The organism is Paraburkholderia sp. JPY419 (assembly GCF_050435705.1).
Taxonomy (GTDB): Bacteria; Pseudomonadota; Gammaproteobacteria; order Burkholderiales; family Burkholderiaceae; genus Paraburkholderia; species Paraburkholderia youngii.
In genome coordinates this window covers 2,660,884-2,677,059 of sequence record NZ_JBNDKV010000004.1, presented here as the reverse complement: position 1 = coordinate 2,677,059, position 16,176 = coordinate 2,660,884, and the positions used below count along the sequence as shown (strand labels likewise).

Below are 16,176 nucleotides of genomic sequence, written 5' to 3'. Positions count from 1 at the left end.
CCGTCAGGAAGTGCGGGTCTGGCGCGCTTCGTACGTCTTCAGATGACTATAGGCGATGCGCAGCAGCGACAGGCCGTGATCGCCCTTTTGCGCGTCGCCGCCGCGCGTGATCAGGTCGCCGAGAATATGATCCGCCTCGGTGTGCGAGCGGTTTTCGACGTCGCGCAGCATCGACGCGGTCAGCGGCGACGGCGCCAGCAGCACCTGGACGGCGCGCGCGTCGAAGTCCGCGTCCATCATGAAGCCGTTGTGTTCGGCTACCGCGCGGCATTCGCCGAGCAGCTTCTCGATCACGCGCTTGCCGTCGGGCGCAGCCAGAATATCGCCGACCGAGCCGCGCATCAAGCAGGTGCTTCCGGCCAAGGTGGCGAGGAACACCCATTTCTCCCACATGCGCAGCAGGATATTGTCGCTGACCGCGACCTCGAATTTGGCGCCCGACATCGCATCGGCGATTGCCTGGGTGCGCTCCGAGGTGCCGCCCACGAGTTCGCCGAACGTAATCGCCTGCATGTCGTTCAGATGCATGATGTGCTGCTCCGCATTGAGCGTCGCGGCGATCACGCACTGGCCGCCGAGCACGCGCTCCTTGCCGAAGCGCGCGCTCAGCACCTCGATATGGCGCATGCCGTTGAGCATCGGCAGGATCAGCGTTTCTTCGCCGACGAATGGCGTGAACGAATCGATTGCGTCATCGAGACTGTAGGCTTTGCAGCTCAGCAGCACGAGGTCGAACGGCTCGCTGGCGACACCGGCCAGGATCGTCTTCACGTCGCGCAACTGGAGATTGCCCCGTGGGCTGTTGATGACGAGGCCGTCGCGCCCCAGCTTTTCCGCGCGACCGGCGCGGACGAGGAAGGTCACGTCCTGCCCCGCTGCCGCCAGACGTCCGCCGAAATAACCGCCTACCGCGCCCGCCCCTACTACCAGAATTCGCATCGTGAGCCTCTTGAAAGATTTCGGTTTGCCGATCATGCGCGTCGCTGGTGGACGCATCCCGATAGTGCCGCGTGTGTGCTTCTTGTGCAGAATGTAGCAAAGATTGGGAATCGGTTCCGGGGAGCGTTGCCCGTGGGTCCACGGTGCCCGTTGCATGGCGTGCGCGCAGCAGCCCGAACAGACCGGCGCGCCGCGCGAATCCAACAAGTTTTACGACGGAACGGACGCTTTGCGATAACGCCGCCAAGCGATGACGCTGCCAATGGCGATGACGGTCGCAATGACCAGGGTTGATGCGAGGAACATGAGCAACGTACATGTGTCCTCGACGTCCAACGCGTCAGGGCTGTAATCGGGGTCCAGCCAGAGTAGCGCCTCTCGAATGGCGATTGACAGCCAGATCAGTATGTCGAAGACGAAATGCGCCAACACGAAGCGGGTCATATGCAATCCTCCCAAGCAGGACAACGCAAACCCGGCAATACACCAAGCAAAGATTGCAATCCGCTTCATCGGACTTCCACCCGCCCGTACGCTTTCATGTTGCTGCTTGGAATGGTCAAATCAGGTTTTCGTGAGCGGATGTAGCGCTGTAGCCGCTCGAAGTCATCGCCGCTGTCCGCGCACATAAATCAAATCACTACTGTCTGCGCCGCGATCGCACTTGAACCAAAGATGCAGGGCTATCTTCATGATTACGGATTCCTTATATCGTGAGTAGGACTACCCTTTTACCATCGCTTGCCGGCCGAATACATGACTTCGGCCGCTTGCTTCTCACATTTGACGATCCGTCACATTCAAGCGTCGCTCGAACGAGTACACGAATGCATGCACCATGCACCGCTCTAGTCACGTCAGAAGTCTTTCACGTGAATCCCCTACTTGACGCGCGGATGCCTCAGCGTCACACGCCCCGCTAACTTCACTGCGCCGCCACCGTTTCCCCCTGCTCCCACCCGCCCCCCAGCGACCGGTACAGCGCGATCGCCGAAAGCGCGTGCTCGCGCCGGGCCTGGTTCAGCGACTCGGAGTCGCGCAGATACGCTTGCTGCGCGTCGAGCACATCGAGGAAGCTCGACGCGCCGCCCTTGTACAACTCGGTCGACAGACGCAGCGCATGATTCGACGCATCGAGCGCACCGGCGAGGCGCTGCACCTGCGCCGCGCCGCTGACGAGATCGCTGCGATTGTCCTCGACCTCCTTCAGCGCCTGCAGCATCGTCTGTTGCAGGCCGAGCTGCGATTCGCGCATGCGGCTCTCGCTCGCGTCGATGTTCGCGGTGATCCGCCCGGCGTTGAAGATCGGGCTGGTTGCATTCAACGCGGCGCTGAACAGATTGTCGGTCAGCGTCGGCAAGCCGAGGTACGACGATGCGAGCAGCCCATTCGTCAGGTTGATCTTGAACTGCGGATAGCGCTGGGCTTTCGATACTCCCACTTCCGCCGCACGCTGTTCGACGAGCGCGTAAGCGGTGCGCACGTCGGGCCGATGCAGCAACGCGTCGGACGGCAATACCTGCGGCGCGCTTTGCGCAGGCACCGGAATCTCGCGCGCGCTGGAAAGCAGCAGCGTGTCGAGACTTTCCGGCGTACGCCCCGAATACACGGCGATCAGGCTCAGCTGATGCTGCACCGTCGATTGCATGCGCGGAATCTGTGCCTGCAAGTCCTGCAACTGATTCTGCGCGCGGGCGACGTCGAGCTGGGTCGACAGTCCGTAATGCAGACGCGCCTGCGTGAGCTTCAACGCGCGGCTGCGGATCTGCTCGTTGTCGTCGAGGATCTGCAATTGCGCCTGCGCCCAGCGCAGATCGATATATGCTGCCGCCGTGTTCGCCGCGAGCGCGAGCCGCACCTGGTTCAGCGCCGCAACGCTACCCGACACCTGCGCCTGCGACGCGAGCACCGCGAGCCGTTCACCGCCGAACACGTCAGGCGTCCAGCTCGCGGCGAGGCCGAAGCCCGCCTGGCGCACATAGCCGAGCGGCGGCGGCGTATTCTGCCGCTCGGTCGACGCGCCCGCGTTCGCATTCAGCTCCGGCAGCAGCGCCGCGCGGTTCTGCGTTACCAGGTCCTGCGACTGCTTCACGCGCTCGGCCGCGGCCTGCACGTCGAGGTTGCCGGTCAGCACCGATTCGATCAGCTGATGCATGACCGGGTCGCCGAATTGCGCCCACCAGGCATCGGTGTTCACGCTGTCTTGCGGCGCGTCGACGCTCCACGCGGCCGGCGCCAGCGTCTGCACCGCATGCGGCAAATCCGCGTGCGTGGCCGGTTGCACCGCGCAGGCCGCGAGCGTCAAAAATGCCGCGCCCGCCACTAACTTCATCACCATCCGTTTCATGTTGGACTCCTAGTGGGCATCGGGCGGGGGCGCGGTGTTGCCGAACGGGCGCGAGAACAGCACGCTCAGCAAGGCGACCACGAAGCACAGCGCAACCGCCAGAAAGGCATCGGAGAACGCGAGCACCAGCGCTTCGCGCATCAATGCCTCGTGCAATTCGGCCAGCCCCGCATTCGCGGCATTCAATACGTTGCCGCCGACTGCCGACAGATACTCGGCCTGCTTCTGCAAGATCGATTCGACGACCGGACGGCCCGCGTTCAGATGTTCGTCGAGCCGTTCGTAGTGAAGGTTCAGACGGTCGTTCAACATCGTGCTGCTGACTGCGATACCGATCGCGCCGCCGAGATTACGCATCAGATTGAACAGCCCGCTCGCGGAGCGCAGCCGCGACGGCGGCAGCGCGCCGAGCGCCATCGTCACGATCGGCGGAATACAGAACTGCTGGCCAATTCCGCGCAATGCTTGCGGGATCAGCAACTGCTGCCAGCCCCATTGGTTCGTCAACGGCACGTACAAATAGCAGCCGATGCCGAACAGCGCGAGGCCGAACACCATCAGCAAGCGCATATCGACGAAGCGCGCAAGCGTCGAGTACGCGCCAAGCGCGAGCAACTGAAAACAACCGACCGACAGCAACGCGAGACCGATCTGCAACGAGTCGAAGCCGCGCACGCGGGCAAGAAACACCGGCGTCAGAAACACGGTGCAGAAGATCCCGATCCCGGTGATGAACGACAGCAGACTGCCGATACCGAAGTTGCGCAGCGCAAGCGCGCGTAGATCGACGATCGGTTCCTTCGCGGTGAACGCATGCACGAGGAACAGAAACCCGCAGATCGCCGCGACCCACGCGCACAGCACGATCACGTCGTCGCCGAACCAGTTCTTGCGCGGCCCTTCTTCGAGCACGTATTCGAGGCAGCCGAGAAAACCCGACATCAGCAGGATGCCGATGTAGTCGCCCTTCTTCAGCAGCGACAGATCGACCCTGTCGATATGCACGTACTTCGGCACCAGCAGCGTGACGGCGACGCCCGGCACCAGGTTCAGATAGAACAGCCAGTGCCACGACCATTGCGACGTGATCCAGCCGCCGATCACCGGGCCGATCGTCGGTGCCAGCGACGCGAGCGCGCCGATCGTCGTCGAAGCGATCAGACGCTGCTTGCCGGGAAACAGCACGAACGCGGTCGTAAACACGGTCGGGATCATCGCCGCACCGGCCGCGCCTTGCAGCCCGCGAAACAGGATCATCGAGTTGATGTCCCATGCGAGCCCGCACAGCATGCTCGTCACCGTGAAGCCGAGCGCGGAGAACGTGAAGAGCCACCGCGTCGAGAACACGCGCGTGAGCCACCCCGACATCGGAATCACGATGATCTCCGCGATCAGATACGAGGTCTGCACCCACGACAGTTCGTCCTGACTCGCGGACAGCCCGCCACCGATATCACGCAGCGACGAGGCGACGATCTGGATATCGAGCGTCGCCATGAAAAAGCCCACGCACATCAGCGCGAATGCGAAGACCTTGGTGCGGGTCGGCTGGTCGGCGGGGTTGTCGAGAACGTCGGTCATGATCGGTTCATCCTTGCGCGGCCGGATGGCCCGCATCGACGTGCACTTTCACGGTCGCGGAGAGGCCGGGACGCAACACCCCTTGCATGTCCTTCGGCACGTCGAGGCGCACGCGCACCGGCACGCGTTGCACGATCTTCGTGAAGTTGCCGGTCGCGTTTTCCGCGGGCAATACGCTGAAAGTCGCGCCGGTCGCCGGCGCAAGACTTTCGACCACGCCGTGCAGCGCAGTATTCGACGCGTCGAGCTGGACCTCGACGCTGTCGCCCGCGCGCATCTTGCGCAGCTGGTCTTCCTTGAAGTTCGCGTCGATCCACAGGCCGCTCGCGGGCACGACGGTCAGCAGCGACACGCCGGTGTTCGCGAGCAGCCCGACGCGCGCGGTCCGATTGCCGACATAGCCGTCGATCGGACTGCGGATCGTGGTGTATTCCACGTTCAACGCGGCGACGCGCTGCGCGGCCTGCGCGGTCGCGATGCGCGCTTTCGCGTCGCCGATCTGCGCGTCGAGCACCGCGATCTGGCGTTGCGCCGCGAGCAGCGCCGCGCCGCTGCGATCTACCGCGGCGCGCGCTTTGGTCAGATCGGCATCGGCTTTCTCGACGACCTGGTTCGACACCGCGTCGTCCTTCACGAGCTCGCGGTAGCGTAGCTGGTCGGCCGCGCTGCGCGTCAGTTCGGCGCCCGACGCGCGGACCTCCGCGGCCTGCTCGTTGATCGCCGCGAGTTGCAGCGATTTCTTTGCTTCGAGCTCGGTGACGGCGGCCTGCGCGCTCTCCACTTCCGCGTTGGCCTGCGCGAGACGCGCGTCGTAATCGCGGGCGTCGAGACGCACCAGCACCTGGTTCGCATGCACGAACTCGTTGTCGCGCACCAGCACGTCGGTGACGAAGCCGTTGACCTTCGGCGCCATCACCGTGACGTCGCCGCCGACGTAGGCATCATCGGTCGTCTCGATGAAGCGGCCGACGAAGAACCAGTGCGACGTGGCCAGCGCCAGCACGACGAGAACGGACAGAATCGCGAGCAGCATCCACGGGATACGCCGCGCCGCTCGGGCGGGTTGTACCGCGCTCGGGGGCGCGACGGTCGAGGGAGTTGTGGACATGATGTCGATATGTGCGTATGCACTCGTCAGGTTGAAAAAAACGGCGCAGTGCGCCGGCCTGCTACCTTCAGCGTTTATGTCAAAGCGAATCTTTGGTGATGGCAAATAGCTCGCTGCGCAGCGCGGCCGCGCGCTTCACGCCGAAGCGGTGCTCGAACTCGGCCTGCGCGGCGTACCAGTACGCGCAGGCTGAGGCTAGCCGCTGTTCGCCCTCGGGTGTCAGCGAGATCAGCAGCGTGCGCGCATCCGCGCCCAGTGCCTCGCTCGACACGAGCCCGTCGCGGCGCAGCGGCTGGATCGTGCGGACCAGCGTAGTGCGCTGCATGCGCATGGCTTCGGCGATCTGCTTCATCGTCATCGGACCGGTGCGCTTCAGACGCCCCAGCAGCGAAAACTGCGTGATGGTCAGGCCGACATTCGACAGATGCCGATCATAGATCTGCGATACGTGACGCGCAGCCTGGCGGATCGCAAAGCAGTCGTCGTCGAGGAGCGCTTCCATTCGCTGCACTTCCCTTTGTTCGTTAGTGCATATGCACACAAAGCGGCGTTATCAAACCCGCCGAGGCGGGTTCCGGTGCCGATCTAGTCGGTGATGCTGAACAGCTCCGCGCGCAGCGTCTTCGCGCGGGCGCGACCGAACTTCTTTTCGAATTCGTCCTGCGCGGCGCGCCATGCGACCGAGGCCTGATCGAAGGTGGTTTCGCCCTTTTCCGTCAGGCTGAACAGCAGCGTGCGGTTGTCGTGGTCCGCCGCTTCGGCCAGCACGAGGCCGTCGCGCTGCAGCGGCTTCATTGCGCGGACCAGCGTGGTGCGCTCCATGACCATCGCGTCCGCGAGCTCCGCCATCGGCAGGTTCGGGGTGCGCGCGAGCTTTGCCAGGATCGTGAACTGCGCAGCCGTCAGCCCCACGCTGCCGAGATGGCGCTCGTAGATTTGCGTGACGTGCCGCGCCGCCTGGCGCAGCGCAAAGCAGTTGCATTCGTCGTAGGAGATAGGGCGGTTCATGCAAGCAAGTCTATGTGTGCATATGCACGGTGTCAAGTTTTTCTGTGAGCGGCTGGCAAATGCCTCGTCGGCAGCGCGACGGCGCGCGTTGAGTTTGCGACTTGCCAGCCTCAGTCGTTATGTTATAACATTTCCGGAGATCCGTGCTCCGGCGCTGTCGCTGTCTCAGAAGCGCCCGCCGCGACGTTCAACAAAATCCGTCCGACCTATGAGCCGACTGTCCATACTTAATAGCCGCTTATGACCAAGTTGCCTCCCGTTCCCATCGAAACGTCGTCCTGATTGATCGACGGGCTTGCCGTCGCCCGTCGTCCCTCCAGTTCGCCTGTCCTTCCCTTGCCAGCCAGGGGCGAGGTGGGTGAGCTATTGCCGAACACTTTCGATTCATCAATCGCATCGTCCATAGAGCGAGCAACAACAATGAAAAAACGCACAACGACCGCGCAGGCGGCGATCGTGTTCTGTGCCGTCGTCTCGCGCGCATGGGGCGCGCCGGGCAACGCCGTACTGATGGGCACTGTCTCCGATCCTCTGGGACATCCCGTCGCTCACGCGAAAGTCGAGATACAGGACGCGAGCGGCGCCTCCGTCAACATGTCCAGCTCGGACACGTCGGGCCATTTCTCGATCGACGGGGTGGCGCCCGGCACGTATGCGGTCGTCGTCACCGCTACCGGATTTGCGAGCGGCAGCAGCATCGCGACGACCCAGTCCGGCGCCCCCGCGAGCGTCAGCGTGCAACTGCAAAAGAGCGACACGCTCGACGTTCAGGTCAACGCACGACGTCTGAACGCGGCGCGCAACGGCCTGCTGCCCGAGACAGGCAGCAGCGTCTACCGCTTCACTCAGGCCGATATCGACACGATGCCGGCGGGCGCGAACACGCCGCTCAATCAGGTCTTGCTGCAAGCGCCCGGCGTCGCCAACGACTCGTTCGGCCAGTTGCACGTGCGCGGCGAGCACGCCAATCTGCAATACCGGATCAACGGCATCATCATTCCAGAGCCGATCAGCGGCTTCGGCCAGTCGCTCGACACGCGCATCATCGATCAGCTGAACCTGCTCACCGGCGCCCTGCCCGCGCAGTACGGCTACCGCACGGCCGGGATCGTCGACATTCGCACCAAATCGGGCGACACGGGCAGCGGCGGCTCGATCGACGTGTTCGGCGGCAGCCATCAGACCGTCAAAACGAGTGCCGATGTGTTCGGCAGCCAAGGACCGTTCAGCTACTACCTGAGCGGCTCGCTCGGCATGAACAACCTCGGCATCGAGAATCCGACCGCAAGCGCCAATGCGATTCACGATCACACGCGGCAGGGCAATGCGTTTGGCTATCTGTCGTATCTGATCAATCCGCTCACGCGCGTGAGCCTGTTGTTCGGCGCCACCAGCAACCAGTTCGAGATTCCGAACACGCCAGGGCTGACGCCGAACTTCGCGCTCGCCGGCCACAGCACCTTCGATTCGTCGCAACTGAACGAAACGCAATCGGAGCTGAACAATTTCGCGGCGCTCGCGCTTCAAGGCACCAACGGGGGCGCGCTCGATTACCAGGTCGCTTTTTTTACACGCTATACACGCACGAAGTTCAACCCCGATCCGATCGGCGACCTGATGTTCAATGGCGTGGCATCGGAGGACTTTCATAGCAACACGGCCAACGGCGTGCAGGTGGATACGACCTGGCGCGTCAACGACAGTCACACGGTTCGCGCGGGTGTCTTCTTCCAGCAGGAGCATGCGGTATTCGACAACAGCGTGACTGTCTTCCCCGCCGACGCGAACGGCAACCAGCTCTCCGACGTGCCCTTCAACATCCAGGACAGCAGCAGCAAGACCGGCTACCTGTACAGCCTGTACGCGCAGGACGAATGGAAGCTGACCGACCGGCTCACGCTGAACTATGGCTTGCGCTACGACCGCATGGACGAGTACACGAGCGCGAGCCAGTTGAGCCCGCGCGTGGGCCTCGTCTACACGCTCACACCGTCGACTACGCTGCACGCCGGCTACGCGCGCTACTTCACGCCACCGCCGTTCGAACTCGTGTCCGGCTCGACGATATCGAAGTTCGACGGTACGACCAATCAGAGTCCGACAACCCAGAACGATCCCGTACAGCCGGAACGCAGCCACTACTTCGATCTCGGCATCACGCAGAAGCTCGGCCCTGCCGTCACGCTAGGACTCGACGCGTACTACAAGAAATCGACCGACTTGCTCGACGAAGGACAGTTCGGCTCCGCGCTGATCTTCACGCCGTTCAACTATCAATACGGCAAAACGTATGGTGTGGAATTCACCGCCAACTACAAACAGGACAACCTCTCCGCGTATCTGAACCTCGCCTATAGCCGCGCGCAAGGTAAGAACATCAACTCCGCGCAGTTCAACTTCGACGCGGACGAGCTGGCATTCATCTCGAACCACTGGGTGTTTCTCGATCACGACCAGCGCGTGACGGCATCGTTCGGCGCGGCATACGACTTCCACCAAACCACCTTCACGTTCGACGGCATCGTCGGCTCCGGCCTGCGCAGCGGCTTTGCGAATACCGACCGCCTGCCCGTCTATGCGCAGTTCAACCTCGGCGCGATCCAGCACTTCAACGAGCCGATGATCGGCAAGTTCGACGCCCGTCTGGTGGTGATCAACGCATTCAACCGCGTGTACGAGTTGCGCGACGGCTCGGGCATCGGCGTCGGCGCGCCGCAGTATGGTCCGCATTTCGCGGTCTATGGAGGCGTAACCAAGTACTTCTGATCAACGGCAGGGAGAACCATCATGCAGGAATGGACAGGCTTTATCGCGGCGATGCGCACCGGAGGATGGATCATGTATCCGCTCAGCGTGCTCGGCGTGCTCGCGTTGACGATCATCATCGAGCGGGCCTATGTGTTTGCCCGCTTCGCAAGCGCACCGGCGCGTCTTTTGCAACCCGCGTCAGCCGATGACAACCGTCTCGACGGTCTCGCCCCGCATCACGCGTTCCGGCGCATGGCCGCGCCGTGGCTACCCGAATCGGACTCGCCGCTGTGGCTGCGCGAGGCGTCGGCACAATCGATCGCCTCGCAGATCGAGCGCGACATGGGGCGAGGTCTGTGGCTGCTCGAAACGATCGTCACGGCGGCGCCGCTGCTCGGCCTGCTCGGCACGATCGTCGGGATGATGAAATCGTTCCAGCTGTTCGGCGGCAATGGGCTCGTCGATCCGGGCGGTGTCACGGGCGGGGTCGCGCAGTCGCTGGTGGCAACCGCGATTGGATTGATCGTCGCGGTGTTCGCGCTGTTCGCGTTCAATTATTTTTCACGACGGCTCGAGCGTCTGATGGATGAGCTCGAACTGTTCGCCAACGCGCGACTCAGCGCACTGCGCCTGCAGCACGAGACGAGCGGAGAGCGAGGATGAAACTCAAACGCTCGCGCGCCTCGCGGCGCGGCCGCATCGAAATCATTCCGATGATCGACGTGATGTTCTTTCTGCTCGCGACATTCATGCTCGCCTCGCTGGCGATGCAGCGTCTCGATGCGGTGCGGATCAATCTCCCGTCGGGACGCGCGCAGCCGATCAGCGCGAGCGAGCCGCTGACGATCACGGTGAGCGGCAACGACGAGGTCTCGGTCAATCGCCATGTCGTTCGCGCGGATCAGATCGAGCCCGAAGTAAAGCGCCTGCTGCGCGCGGACGGTAACGTCGTGATCGCGGCCGACGATCACGCGGGTCACGGCGCGGTCGTGCAGGCGATGCTCGCGGCGCGACGCGCGGGCGCCGAACACTTTCTGATCGCCGTGCATCGTGATTGAAAGTCGCCGCGATTGGTTCGAGAGACGCGCTGCGAGGACGCTGCGTACTGCTATCGCGACTCTGATCGCGCTCGGTATCTGGCTGCTGGTGCTGGTCACGCTGTCTGCCGGATTGCTCAGACCGGCCCGGCCAGTCCCGTCGCCTGCTCCGCTGGATATGCGCGTCGTCGTGCTCGACGAACCCGCGGCGTCAGAATCCCGCACGCCGCAACCTGCTACCCCGGTTCCGGCGAAACAGGCACCAACGCATGTGCAGACGCAACCGCGCACCTCGATGCGTCGCGCGATGCCGCCTGCGCCAGGCGAGCCACGAACGCAGACGACGACCTCCGCCGCAACGCCGTCTGCACCGGTTGCAAGTCCAGCGCAACACCCGCCGCAAGATGAGCGGCCGGAACAAACGGCTGCCGCGGGATCTCGGCAATCATCCGCACAGCACGACGCCGCGCCGAGCGCCCCAGCAAGCTCCGACACTGCCGCCCGCTCCATTTCGCAACCATTGCCGTCCCTGCCCGACGATCTGCGCGAACAGGCCTATCAAACAACGGCGACAGCCCGCTTCACGATCCACGCCGATGGCTCGGTCGACGTCGAGCTCGTTCGGGCAACACCGAACCCACGTCTCAATCAGTTGCTGCTCGACGCGTTGCGGCGCTGGCGCTTTTTTCCCGCGCTGCGCGACGGCCGGCCTGTCGAAAGCACGCAGGACGTCCGCGTGCATTTCAACGTCAGCTGAGCCCTCACCGCAGATCCGCACGCAGCTCACGCACACCTTTGCCGAGTCGTTGGCGCAACAGCGTGCGTAACGTGGCACCGTCGACATAACCGACCTCGGTCGCGATCGCGTCGATGCCGAGGCCGCTGCCATGCAGCAGCGACTGCGCATGCTCGACGCGCAGATCCTGAAAGTACGCCAACGGCGATTTGCCGAGCACGTCCTGGCAACGACGCTGCAGCGTGCGCGCGCTCGTCGCCAGTGCGGCCGCCGCGTGCTGCAGCGAGAACCCTTCCTTCAGATGATCGCGCGCCCATCGCTCGAAGCGCTGAATCAGCGGATCGGCCTGCGCCAGGTGGTTGGGAATGATGTACGGTGCCTGCGATGAGCGCAGATCCGCGAGCAGATAGCGCGACACGAGCGCGGCCAGTTCGGGGCTCGCGCGCCGGATCAGCCACAGCGCGAGATCGAGATGGCCCATCGCCGCCCCCGCCGTCACCCCGACCTCCGTTGGCACCAGCATGCGCGACTCGTCGAGCAGCACCGCCGGATAGCGTTGCCGGAACAATGGACTCAGCCACCAGGTCGTGGTCGCTTCGCGATGATCGAGGAGTCCGGTTTCCGCGACGAGGAACGTGCCGATGCACGACGCGGCGAGCAACGTGCCCTGTGCATGCCACGCGAGCAATTGCTCCGTGGCGTCGCGCACGTCCGGCCGTTCGAGCGCCGGCACCAGTTGCTCCGGTGTGCCGGTGCCGAGCGCGGGAACGATCACCCAGTCCGGTCTCAGGTCGGCGGTGATCGCTTGCACGGGGATGGCGAACCCCTGCCCCGACTGGACCTTCCTGCGCACGCCGACGATCGACAGATCGAAGTGCGGCCGCCCGCCCATTTTCGCGGCCGCGAACCGGTTGGCGAGCGAGAACGCGTCGAGCATGACGGTGAGGCCGGTGTCGAACAGCCCCTGCAGGGCGAGGATCGCGATGCGCATGGCGTAAATGACGCTAAAGTTGTCATTTGCGACGATACAGCTTTTTCCGGCCGAGGGCTACAGTGAACTCCGTTGTACATCGCAACGAACGTCGACCAAGGAGGTCACTGATGAAAGTTTTCGCCATCGCATCCGCACAACCGACGCTCACCCCGGACAAGCTGCAGCAGCATTTGCCTCACGAGGTGCCGGCCACTCTGCAGTTCTATCTGGACGGCAAGATCGAGCAGTTCTGGTTCCGCGACAAGGCCGGGCCGATCTTCCTGATGAACGTCGCATCGGTCGACGAGGCCAGGTCGATACTCGACGCGTTGCCGCTCGTGGCCGACGGGCTGATGAAGTATGAGTATTTGCCGGTGGGACCGCTCGCGCCGCTCGGGCGGCTGATTCAGAAGGGTTGATGTTGCTGGCGGGATGAACGGTGCCGCCGGCCTGGCCGGTGGCACGCTTGCAGAAGCATCACTGCCCGACCTTCTCCGATTCAACCACGAGGTCCAGTACATAAGCCACCGAGGGCCCGTCGGCAGGCGGGTTCCTGATCGTAAAACGCTTGACGCGCACCACGTTACGGATGCCCGGCGTGTGCGTATAGCCTTCGATATTCTGATTGAACGGCTGCCACGGACCGGGCGTGCCGGTGGCCAGCCCCTGCTCGTCGAAGAAGCGTTCGCGCACGAGCAGACATTGCCCGTCCGGCATCGACGGATGGGTGCACGGCACCGACTGCGGCGCCACCTCCAGGAACGCAATTTGACCGGGGCCGCCGTAGCGCGTCTCGGCCGTCGGCACGCCGGTAAAGCTCAGCGTATCGCCGTTATCCGTGACGAGTTGCAGGCGCGGCCCGTTGTCGCGCGCGAGCAGGTTCACGTTGACGCTGCCGCGCACTCGCTGCGAGATCGCATCGTCGAGTGCGGCAAGCGCGGGATCGTTGCAGGCCATCATCGTGGTGACCATCGGGCCGATCTGCAGATACCCCTTCCTCACCGTGTAACCCGCTCCCATGTTGTTGCAGCTATTGACGACGGTGATCCGATACGGACTGAAGTCCAGTTGCACCGGTTTGTCCGGGCGGGCGAACAGCGCATCGATGCGGTTGCCGTGGCTGTCGATCGCGTTGCTCAGCTGCCAGTGGTAGCGGGTCAGCTGATCGGTGCCGGTCGGCGCCGCCGGGTTCGCCGCGGCCGTGGTCGCCGCGGGAGCCGGCGCTGTCACTTCGGGCGTCTGCGCGCAGGCGGCGAGAACGAGCGGCAGCAGGAGCATGCGGTATTTCACGTCGGCACCTCGGTGAGTTCAGTGGTTGTTCCGGGCGTTGGCCCGCGTCGCCTGGCGAAGGGACGCGAGCATCAGGTCGCATGCCCGAAAGCCGGAAAAGCCAGTGAAGGTCACCACCCGGCCACATTACGCCGGGTTTGCGCACCTGCGTCGCTCAGGCCGCGAGCAATCGACTCGACGACCGACAGCATAACGCAGGTAGATGGCGGAAATATGCTGTTCGATGTTTGCCTGGATTGTTGGTTAGGTTACCGAACTGCGGCGGGTGACGCGGGCTACGCCTTGGAGATGTCGCGACCCACGGCAGGCGCGGCGTGAAGTCTCCGGAGCCGGGGACGCAGCATCAGATAAAAGGCGGCAACGTGCGTGATCGCCAGCGTCGGTACATAGATGATCGGGATCGCGTACAGCGCGCCCAGTTCTCCTGAATGCGCGGGCAGATCGGCCGCTGTCGCGTGGTAGTAGTCGACAAGCAGATCGGCCATACCGACCAGATTGAAAGCAACCACGAACGACCAGAAAAGCGGCCGTATCCGCGCCGTCAGCAAGGCCAGCATCGCCAGCACGCCCGTGGCGAAATCCCCATAAGCGGCGAACGCGGCGAAGCTCGCGGACAGTTGCGGACTGACGACGCCAGGCAGCAGGAACGCGAGCCCGAAGAACCGGAAGCTGTGCAAGGTGGCGATCGCGCGTTGCGCGTCGAACGGCGCCATCGACCTGAGCTTCGGCCACACGTAGGTGCCGAAGCACAACAACCAGGCAACGTAGCCCAGAACGAGATGCATCTGAAAGAGAAGCCGCGCTGACATGGTGCCTCCTGTCGAATGTTGGATGCGCAGGTGATAGGTGTACCATCGTCTCGCGTGAGCGACTATTCCTCACAATGTTGACAGGCTATGAAGCAGAACTTCACAGTCAGGCAGGGTGCACTCGACGGCGTCGAAGTCTTCCTCAGCGTGGCCGAGCATCGCAGTTTTCGCGGGGCCGCCGCGGCGCTCGGCGTGACGCCGTCGGCGGTCAGTCAGGCGGTGCGTGTGCTCGAAGCGCGCATCGGCGCGACGCTTTTCATTCGCACGACGCGCAGCGTCGGCTTGACCGAAGCCGGCGAGCGCTTTCTGGCGCGCGCCAAACCCGCTTTCGAGGAACTCGTCGCCGCCAGCGAGGTCGCGCGCGGACTCGGCGAGCGGCCGTCCGGCCTGTTGCGTCTTTCGGTGCCGCGCGCGGTCGTGCCGATCCTGCTGGAGCCGCTGATCGCGTCGTTCTGCGAGGCCAATCCCGAGGTCGAAGTTGAGATTGCGGCCAGCAAGGAGCTGATCGATCTTGCGGCGGAAGGCTTCGACGCCGGCATCCGGCTAGGCCAGTTCGTTGCCGCCGACATGGTCGCGGTGCCGTTGACGGCGCCATTCCGCTTCGTCGTGGTGGGGAGTCCTGGCTATTTCGCGGCGCGCGGCCGCCCAGAACACATCGACGATCTGCGTACGCATGCCTGCATTCGGTGGCGGCGCTCCAGCGGCGCGCTCGCGTCGTGGTCGTTCAACGACAACGGCCAGCCGATCGAGCTCGCCGTTTCCGGTCCTTTCATCGCCAGCGATTTTCTGGGCATGCTGGGTGCGGCGAACGCAGGCATCGGCCTTGCCCAGCTACCCGAGCCGATGGCCGCCGAGGGGCTGCGAACCGGAAAGCTCGTACGCGTTCTCGATGCGTATGCGCCGATGATCCCTGGCGTGTTTCTCTACTATCCGAGCCGCCGGCAGATCATGCCGAAGCTGCGTGCGTTCATCGATCATGTGAAGCGCCGCACGGCAAGTACCCAGAATGGACACTGATTGCCTGATCTCACAGCACCTCGTCCAGGGACTGGCCTCGGAGCGGATTCCAACGCATTAGCCCTGCAATATCGACCGCCCCAGAACTATCAACTCGTTGAACTGCGTGACCAGTTCAAAACACAAAGCAAACGACAGCGTATAGGAGGGCCCGGGAAATCTGTGCATCCACCTCAGAATCGGCGCCGCAACAGGTGTTCTAACGGCGTCCCGAGTCATTATCCATGTGAATGGTCGCTCCGATCGCCGCACCTGCGATTATGTGGGTCGGATAGTGCCATCCGAGATAAATGCGGGGCAGACATATGAAGATCGTGGTGTATAAAAGCGCGAGCACACCGACGCCGCGCGACACCAGAAAGATCCCGGTTGCGACCGAAATCCACAGCATCGCGTGGTCACTCGGGAATGAACTCCAGGCTGGCAACACGGCCGCATCCAGACCACCCGAGGGAAAATACAGGTGTAGCTCAGGATTAAAAAGAGGCCGCGTACGGAATGGCAAATAATGGGAGATAAGTCTGAATATCGCGAGCGCAAGAAGGCCGCTCGCGATGGGGCCCTTCATGCAGTGAGCTAGTCC

Annotated in this window: 16 protein-coding genes and 1 pseudogene; 6 read left to right on the top strand and 11 right to left on the bottom strand. The window is 63.5% G+C overall.

Annotation, left to right across the window (positions count from 1 at the left end; translation table 11 throughout):
• Positions 1 to 3: 3 nt before the first annotated feature.
• The 7 genes from panE to QFZ91_RS40800 form a co-directional block, all read right to left on the bottom strand.
• A complete protein-coding gene (gene panE, locus QFZ91_RS40830; RefSeq protein WP_429570771.1) occupies positions 4 to 939 on the bottom strand; it encodes a 2-dehydropantoate 2-reductase in 936 nt (311 codons plus the stop codon).
• 210 nt (positions 940 to 1,149) lie between these two features.
• A complete protein-coding gene (locus tag QFZ91_RS40825; protein ID WP_429570770.1) occupies positions 1,150 to 1,452 on the bottom strand; it encodes a hypothetical protein in 303 nt (100 codons plus the stop codon).
• A 412-nt stretch (positions 1,453 to 1,864) separates the two neighbouring features.
• On the bottom strand, positions 1,865 to 3,286 hold the full coding sequence (locus QFZ91_RS40820) for an efflux transporter outer membrane subunit (protein WP_429570769.1): 1,422 nt from the start codon (positions 3,284 to 3,286) through the stop codon (positions 1,865 to 1,867).
• A gap of 9 nt (positions 3,287 to 3,295) precedes the next feature.
• Positions 3,296 to 4,867: a DHA2 family efflux MFS transporter permease subunit gene (locus QFZ91_RS40815; RefSeq protein WP_176384856.1), complete on the bottom strand. Its 1,572-nt coding sequence runs from the start codon at positions 4,865 to 4,867 to the stop codon at positions 3,296 to 3,298.
• A 7-nt stretch (positions 4,868 to 4,874) separates the two neighbouring features.
• On the bottom strand, positions 4,875 to 5,975 hold the full coding sequence (locus QFZ91_RS40810; RefSeq protein WP_429570768.1) for an HlyD family secretion protein: 1,101 nt from the start codon (positions 5,973 to 5,975) through the stop codon (positions 4,875 to 4,877).
• 79 nt (positions 5,976 to 6,054) lie between these two features.
• A complete protein-coding gene (locus QFZ91_RS40805; RefSeq protein ID WP_429570767.1) occupies positions 6,055 to 6,477 on the bottom strand; it encodes a MarR family winged helix-turn-helix transcriptional regulator in 423 nt (140 codons plus the stop codon).
• Positions 6,478 to 6,560: 83 nt separating this feature from the next.
• Positions 6,561 to 6,983, bottom strand: a complete 423-nt coding sequence (locus QFZ91_RS40800; protein ID WP_013092266.1) for a MarR family winged helix-turn-helix transcriptional regulator — start codon at positions 6,981 to 6,983, stop codon at positions 6,561 to 6,563.
• A gap of 420 nt (positions 6,984 to 7,403) precedes the next feature.
• Between QFZ91_RS40800 and QFZ91_RS40795 the strand changes: the two genes are divergently transcribed.
• The 4 genes from QFZ91_RS40795 to QFZ91_RS40780 all read left to right on the top strand — a co-directional run bounded on the left by QFZ91_RS40795 (position 7,404) and on the right by QFZ91_RS40780 (position 11,525).
• Positions 7,404 to 9,749, top strand: coding sequence for a TonB-dependent receptor (locus QFZ91_RS40795; RefSeq protein ID WP_429570766.1), 2,346 nt, complete (start codon positions 7,404 to 7,406; stop codon positions 9,747 to 9,749).
• Between the two features lie 21 nt (positions 9,750 to 9,770).
• Complete coding sequence (locus tag QFZ91_RS40790) at positions 9,771 to 10,394, top strand: MotA/TolQ/ExbB proton channel family protein (RefSeq protein WP_429570765.1); 624 nt, start codon at positions 9,771 to 9,773, stop codon at positions 10,392 to 10,394.
• The gene (locus QFZ91_RS40785) at positions 10,391 to 10,789 is read left to right on the top strand and encodes an ExbD/TolR family protein (RefSeq protein ID WP_176384862.1); all 399 of its coding nucleotides are present in this window, start codon (positions 10,391 to 10,393) and stop codon (positions 10,787 to 10,789) included. The genes QFZ91_RS40790 and QFZ91_RS40785 overlap by 4 nt, the downstream gene beginning before the upstream one ends.
• Positions 10,790 to 10,946: 157 nt before the next feature.
• Complete coding sequence (locus QFZ91_RS40780; protein ID WP_429570764.1) at positions 10,947 to 11,525, top strand: TonB family protein; 579 nt, start codon at positions 10,947 to 10,949, stop codon at positions 11,523 to 11,525.
• A 4-nt stretch (positions 11,526 to 11,529) separates the two neighbouring features.
• Here the strand turns inward: QFZ91_RS40780 and QFZ91_RS40775 are convergent, their stop codons facing one another.
• A complete protein-coding gene (locus QFZ91_RS40775; protein WP_429570763.1) occupies positions 11,530 to 12,495 on the bottom strand; it encodes a GlxA family transcriptional regulator in 966 nt (321 codons plus the stop codon).
• A gap of 110 nt (positions 12,496 to 12,605) precedes the next feature.
• Between QFZ91_RS40775 and QFZ91_RS40770 the strand changes: the two genes are divergently transcribed.
• Positions 12,606 to 12,896, top strand: coding sequence for a hypothetical protein (locus tag QFZ91_RS40770; RefSeq protein WP_176106638.1), 291 nt, complete (start codon positions 12,606 to 12,608; stop codon positions 12,894 to 12,896).
• 58 nt (positions 12,897 to 12,954) lie between these two features.
• Here QFZ91_RS40770 and QFZ91_RS40765 read toward each other — a convergent pair whose 3' ends face one another.
• The gene (locus QFZ91_RS40765) at positions 12,955 to 13,767 is read right to left on the bottom strand and encodes a DUF4377 domain-containing protein (protein ID WP_429570762.1); all 813 of its coding nucleotides are present in this window, start codon (positions 13,765 to 13,767) and stop codon (positions 12,955 to 12,957) included.
• 275 nt (positions 13,768 to 14,042) lie between these two features.
• Positions 14,043 to 14,576, bottom strand: a complete 534-nt coding sequence (locus tag QFZ91_RS40760) for a hypothetical protein (RefSeq protein ID WP_429570761.1) — start codon at positions 14,574 to 14,576, stop codon at positions 14,043 to 14,045.
• An 87-nt stretch (positions 14,577 to 14,663) separates the two neighbouring features.
• Here QFZ91_RS40760 and QFZ91_RS40755 point away from each other — a divergent pair, with 87 nt between their 5' ends.
• Positions 14,664 to 15,593 (top strand): LysR family transcriptional regulator, encoded by a 930-nt coding sequence (locus tag QFZ91_RS40755; protein WP_176106641.1) that lies wholly within the window; start codon positions 14,664 to 14,666, stop codon positions 15,591 to 15,593.
• A 57-nt stretch (positions 15,594 to 15,650) separates the two neighbouring features.
• On the opposite strand, the pseudogene QFZ91_RS40750 reads toward QFZ91_RS40755, so the two are convergent.
• A pseudogene (locus tag QFZ91_RS40750) lies at positions 15,651 to 16,149 on the bottom strand (phosphatase PAP2 family protein); the annotation flags it as partial.
• Between the last annotated feature and the right edge of the window lie 27 nt (positions 16,150 to 16,176).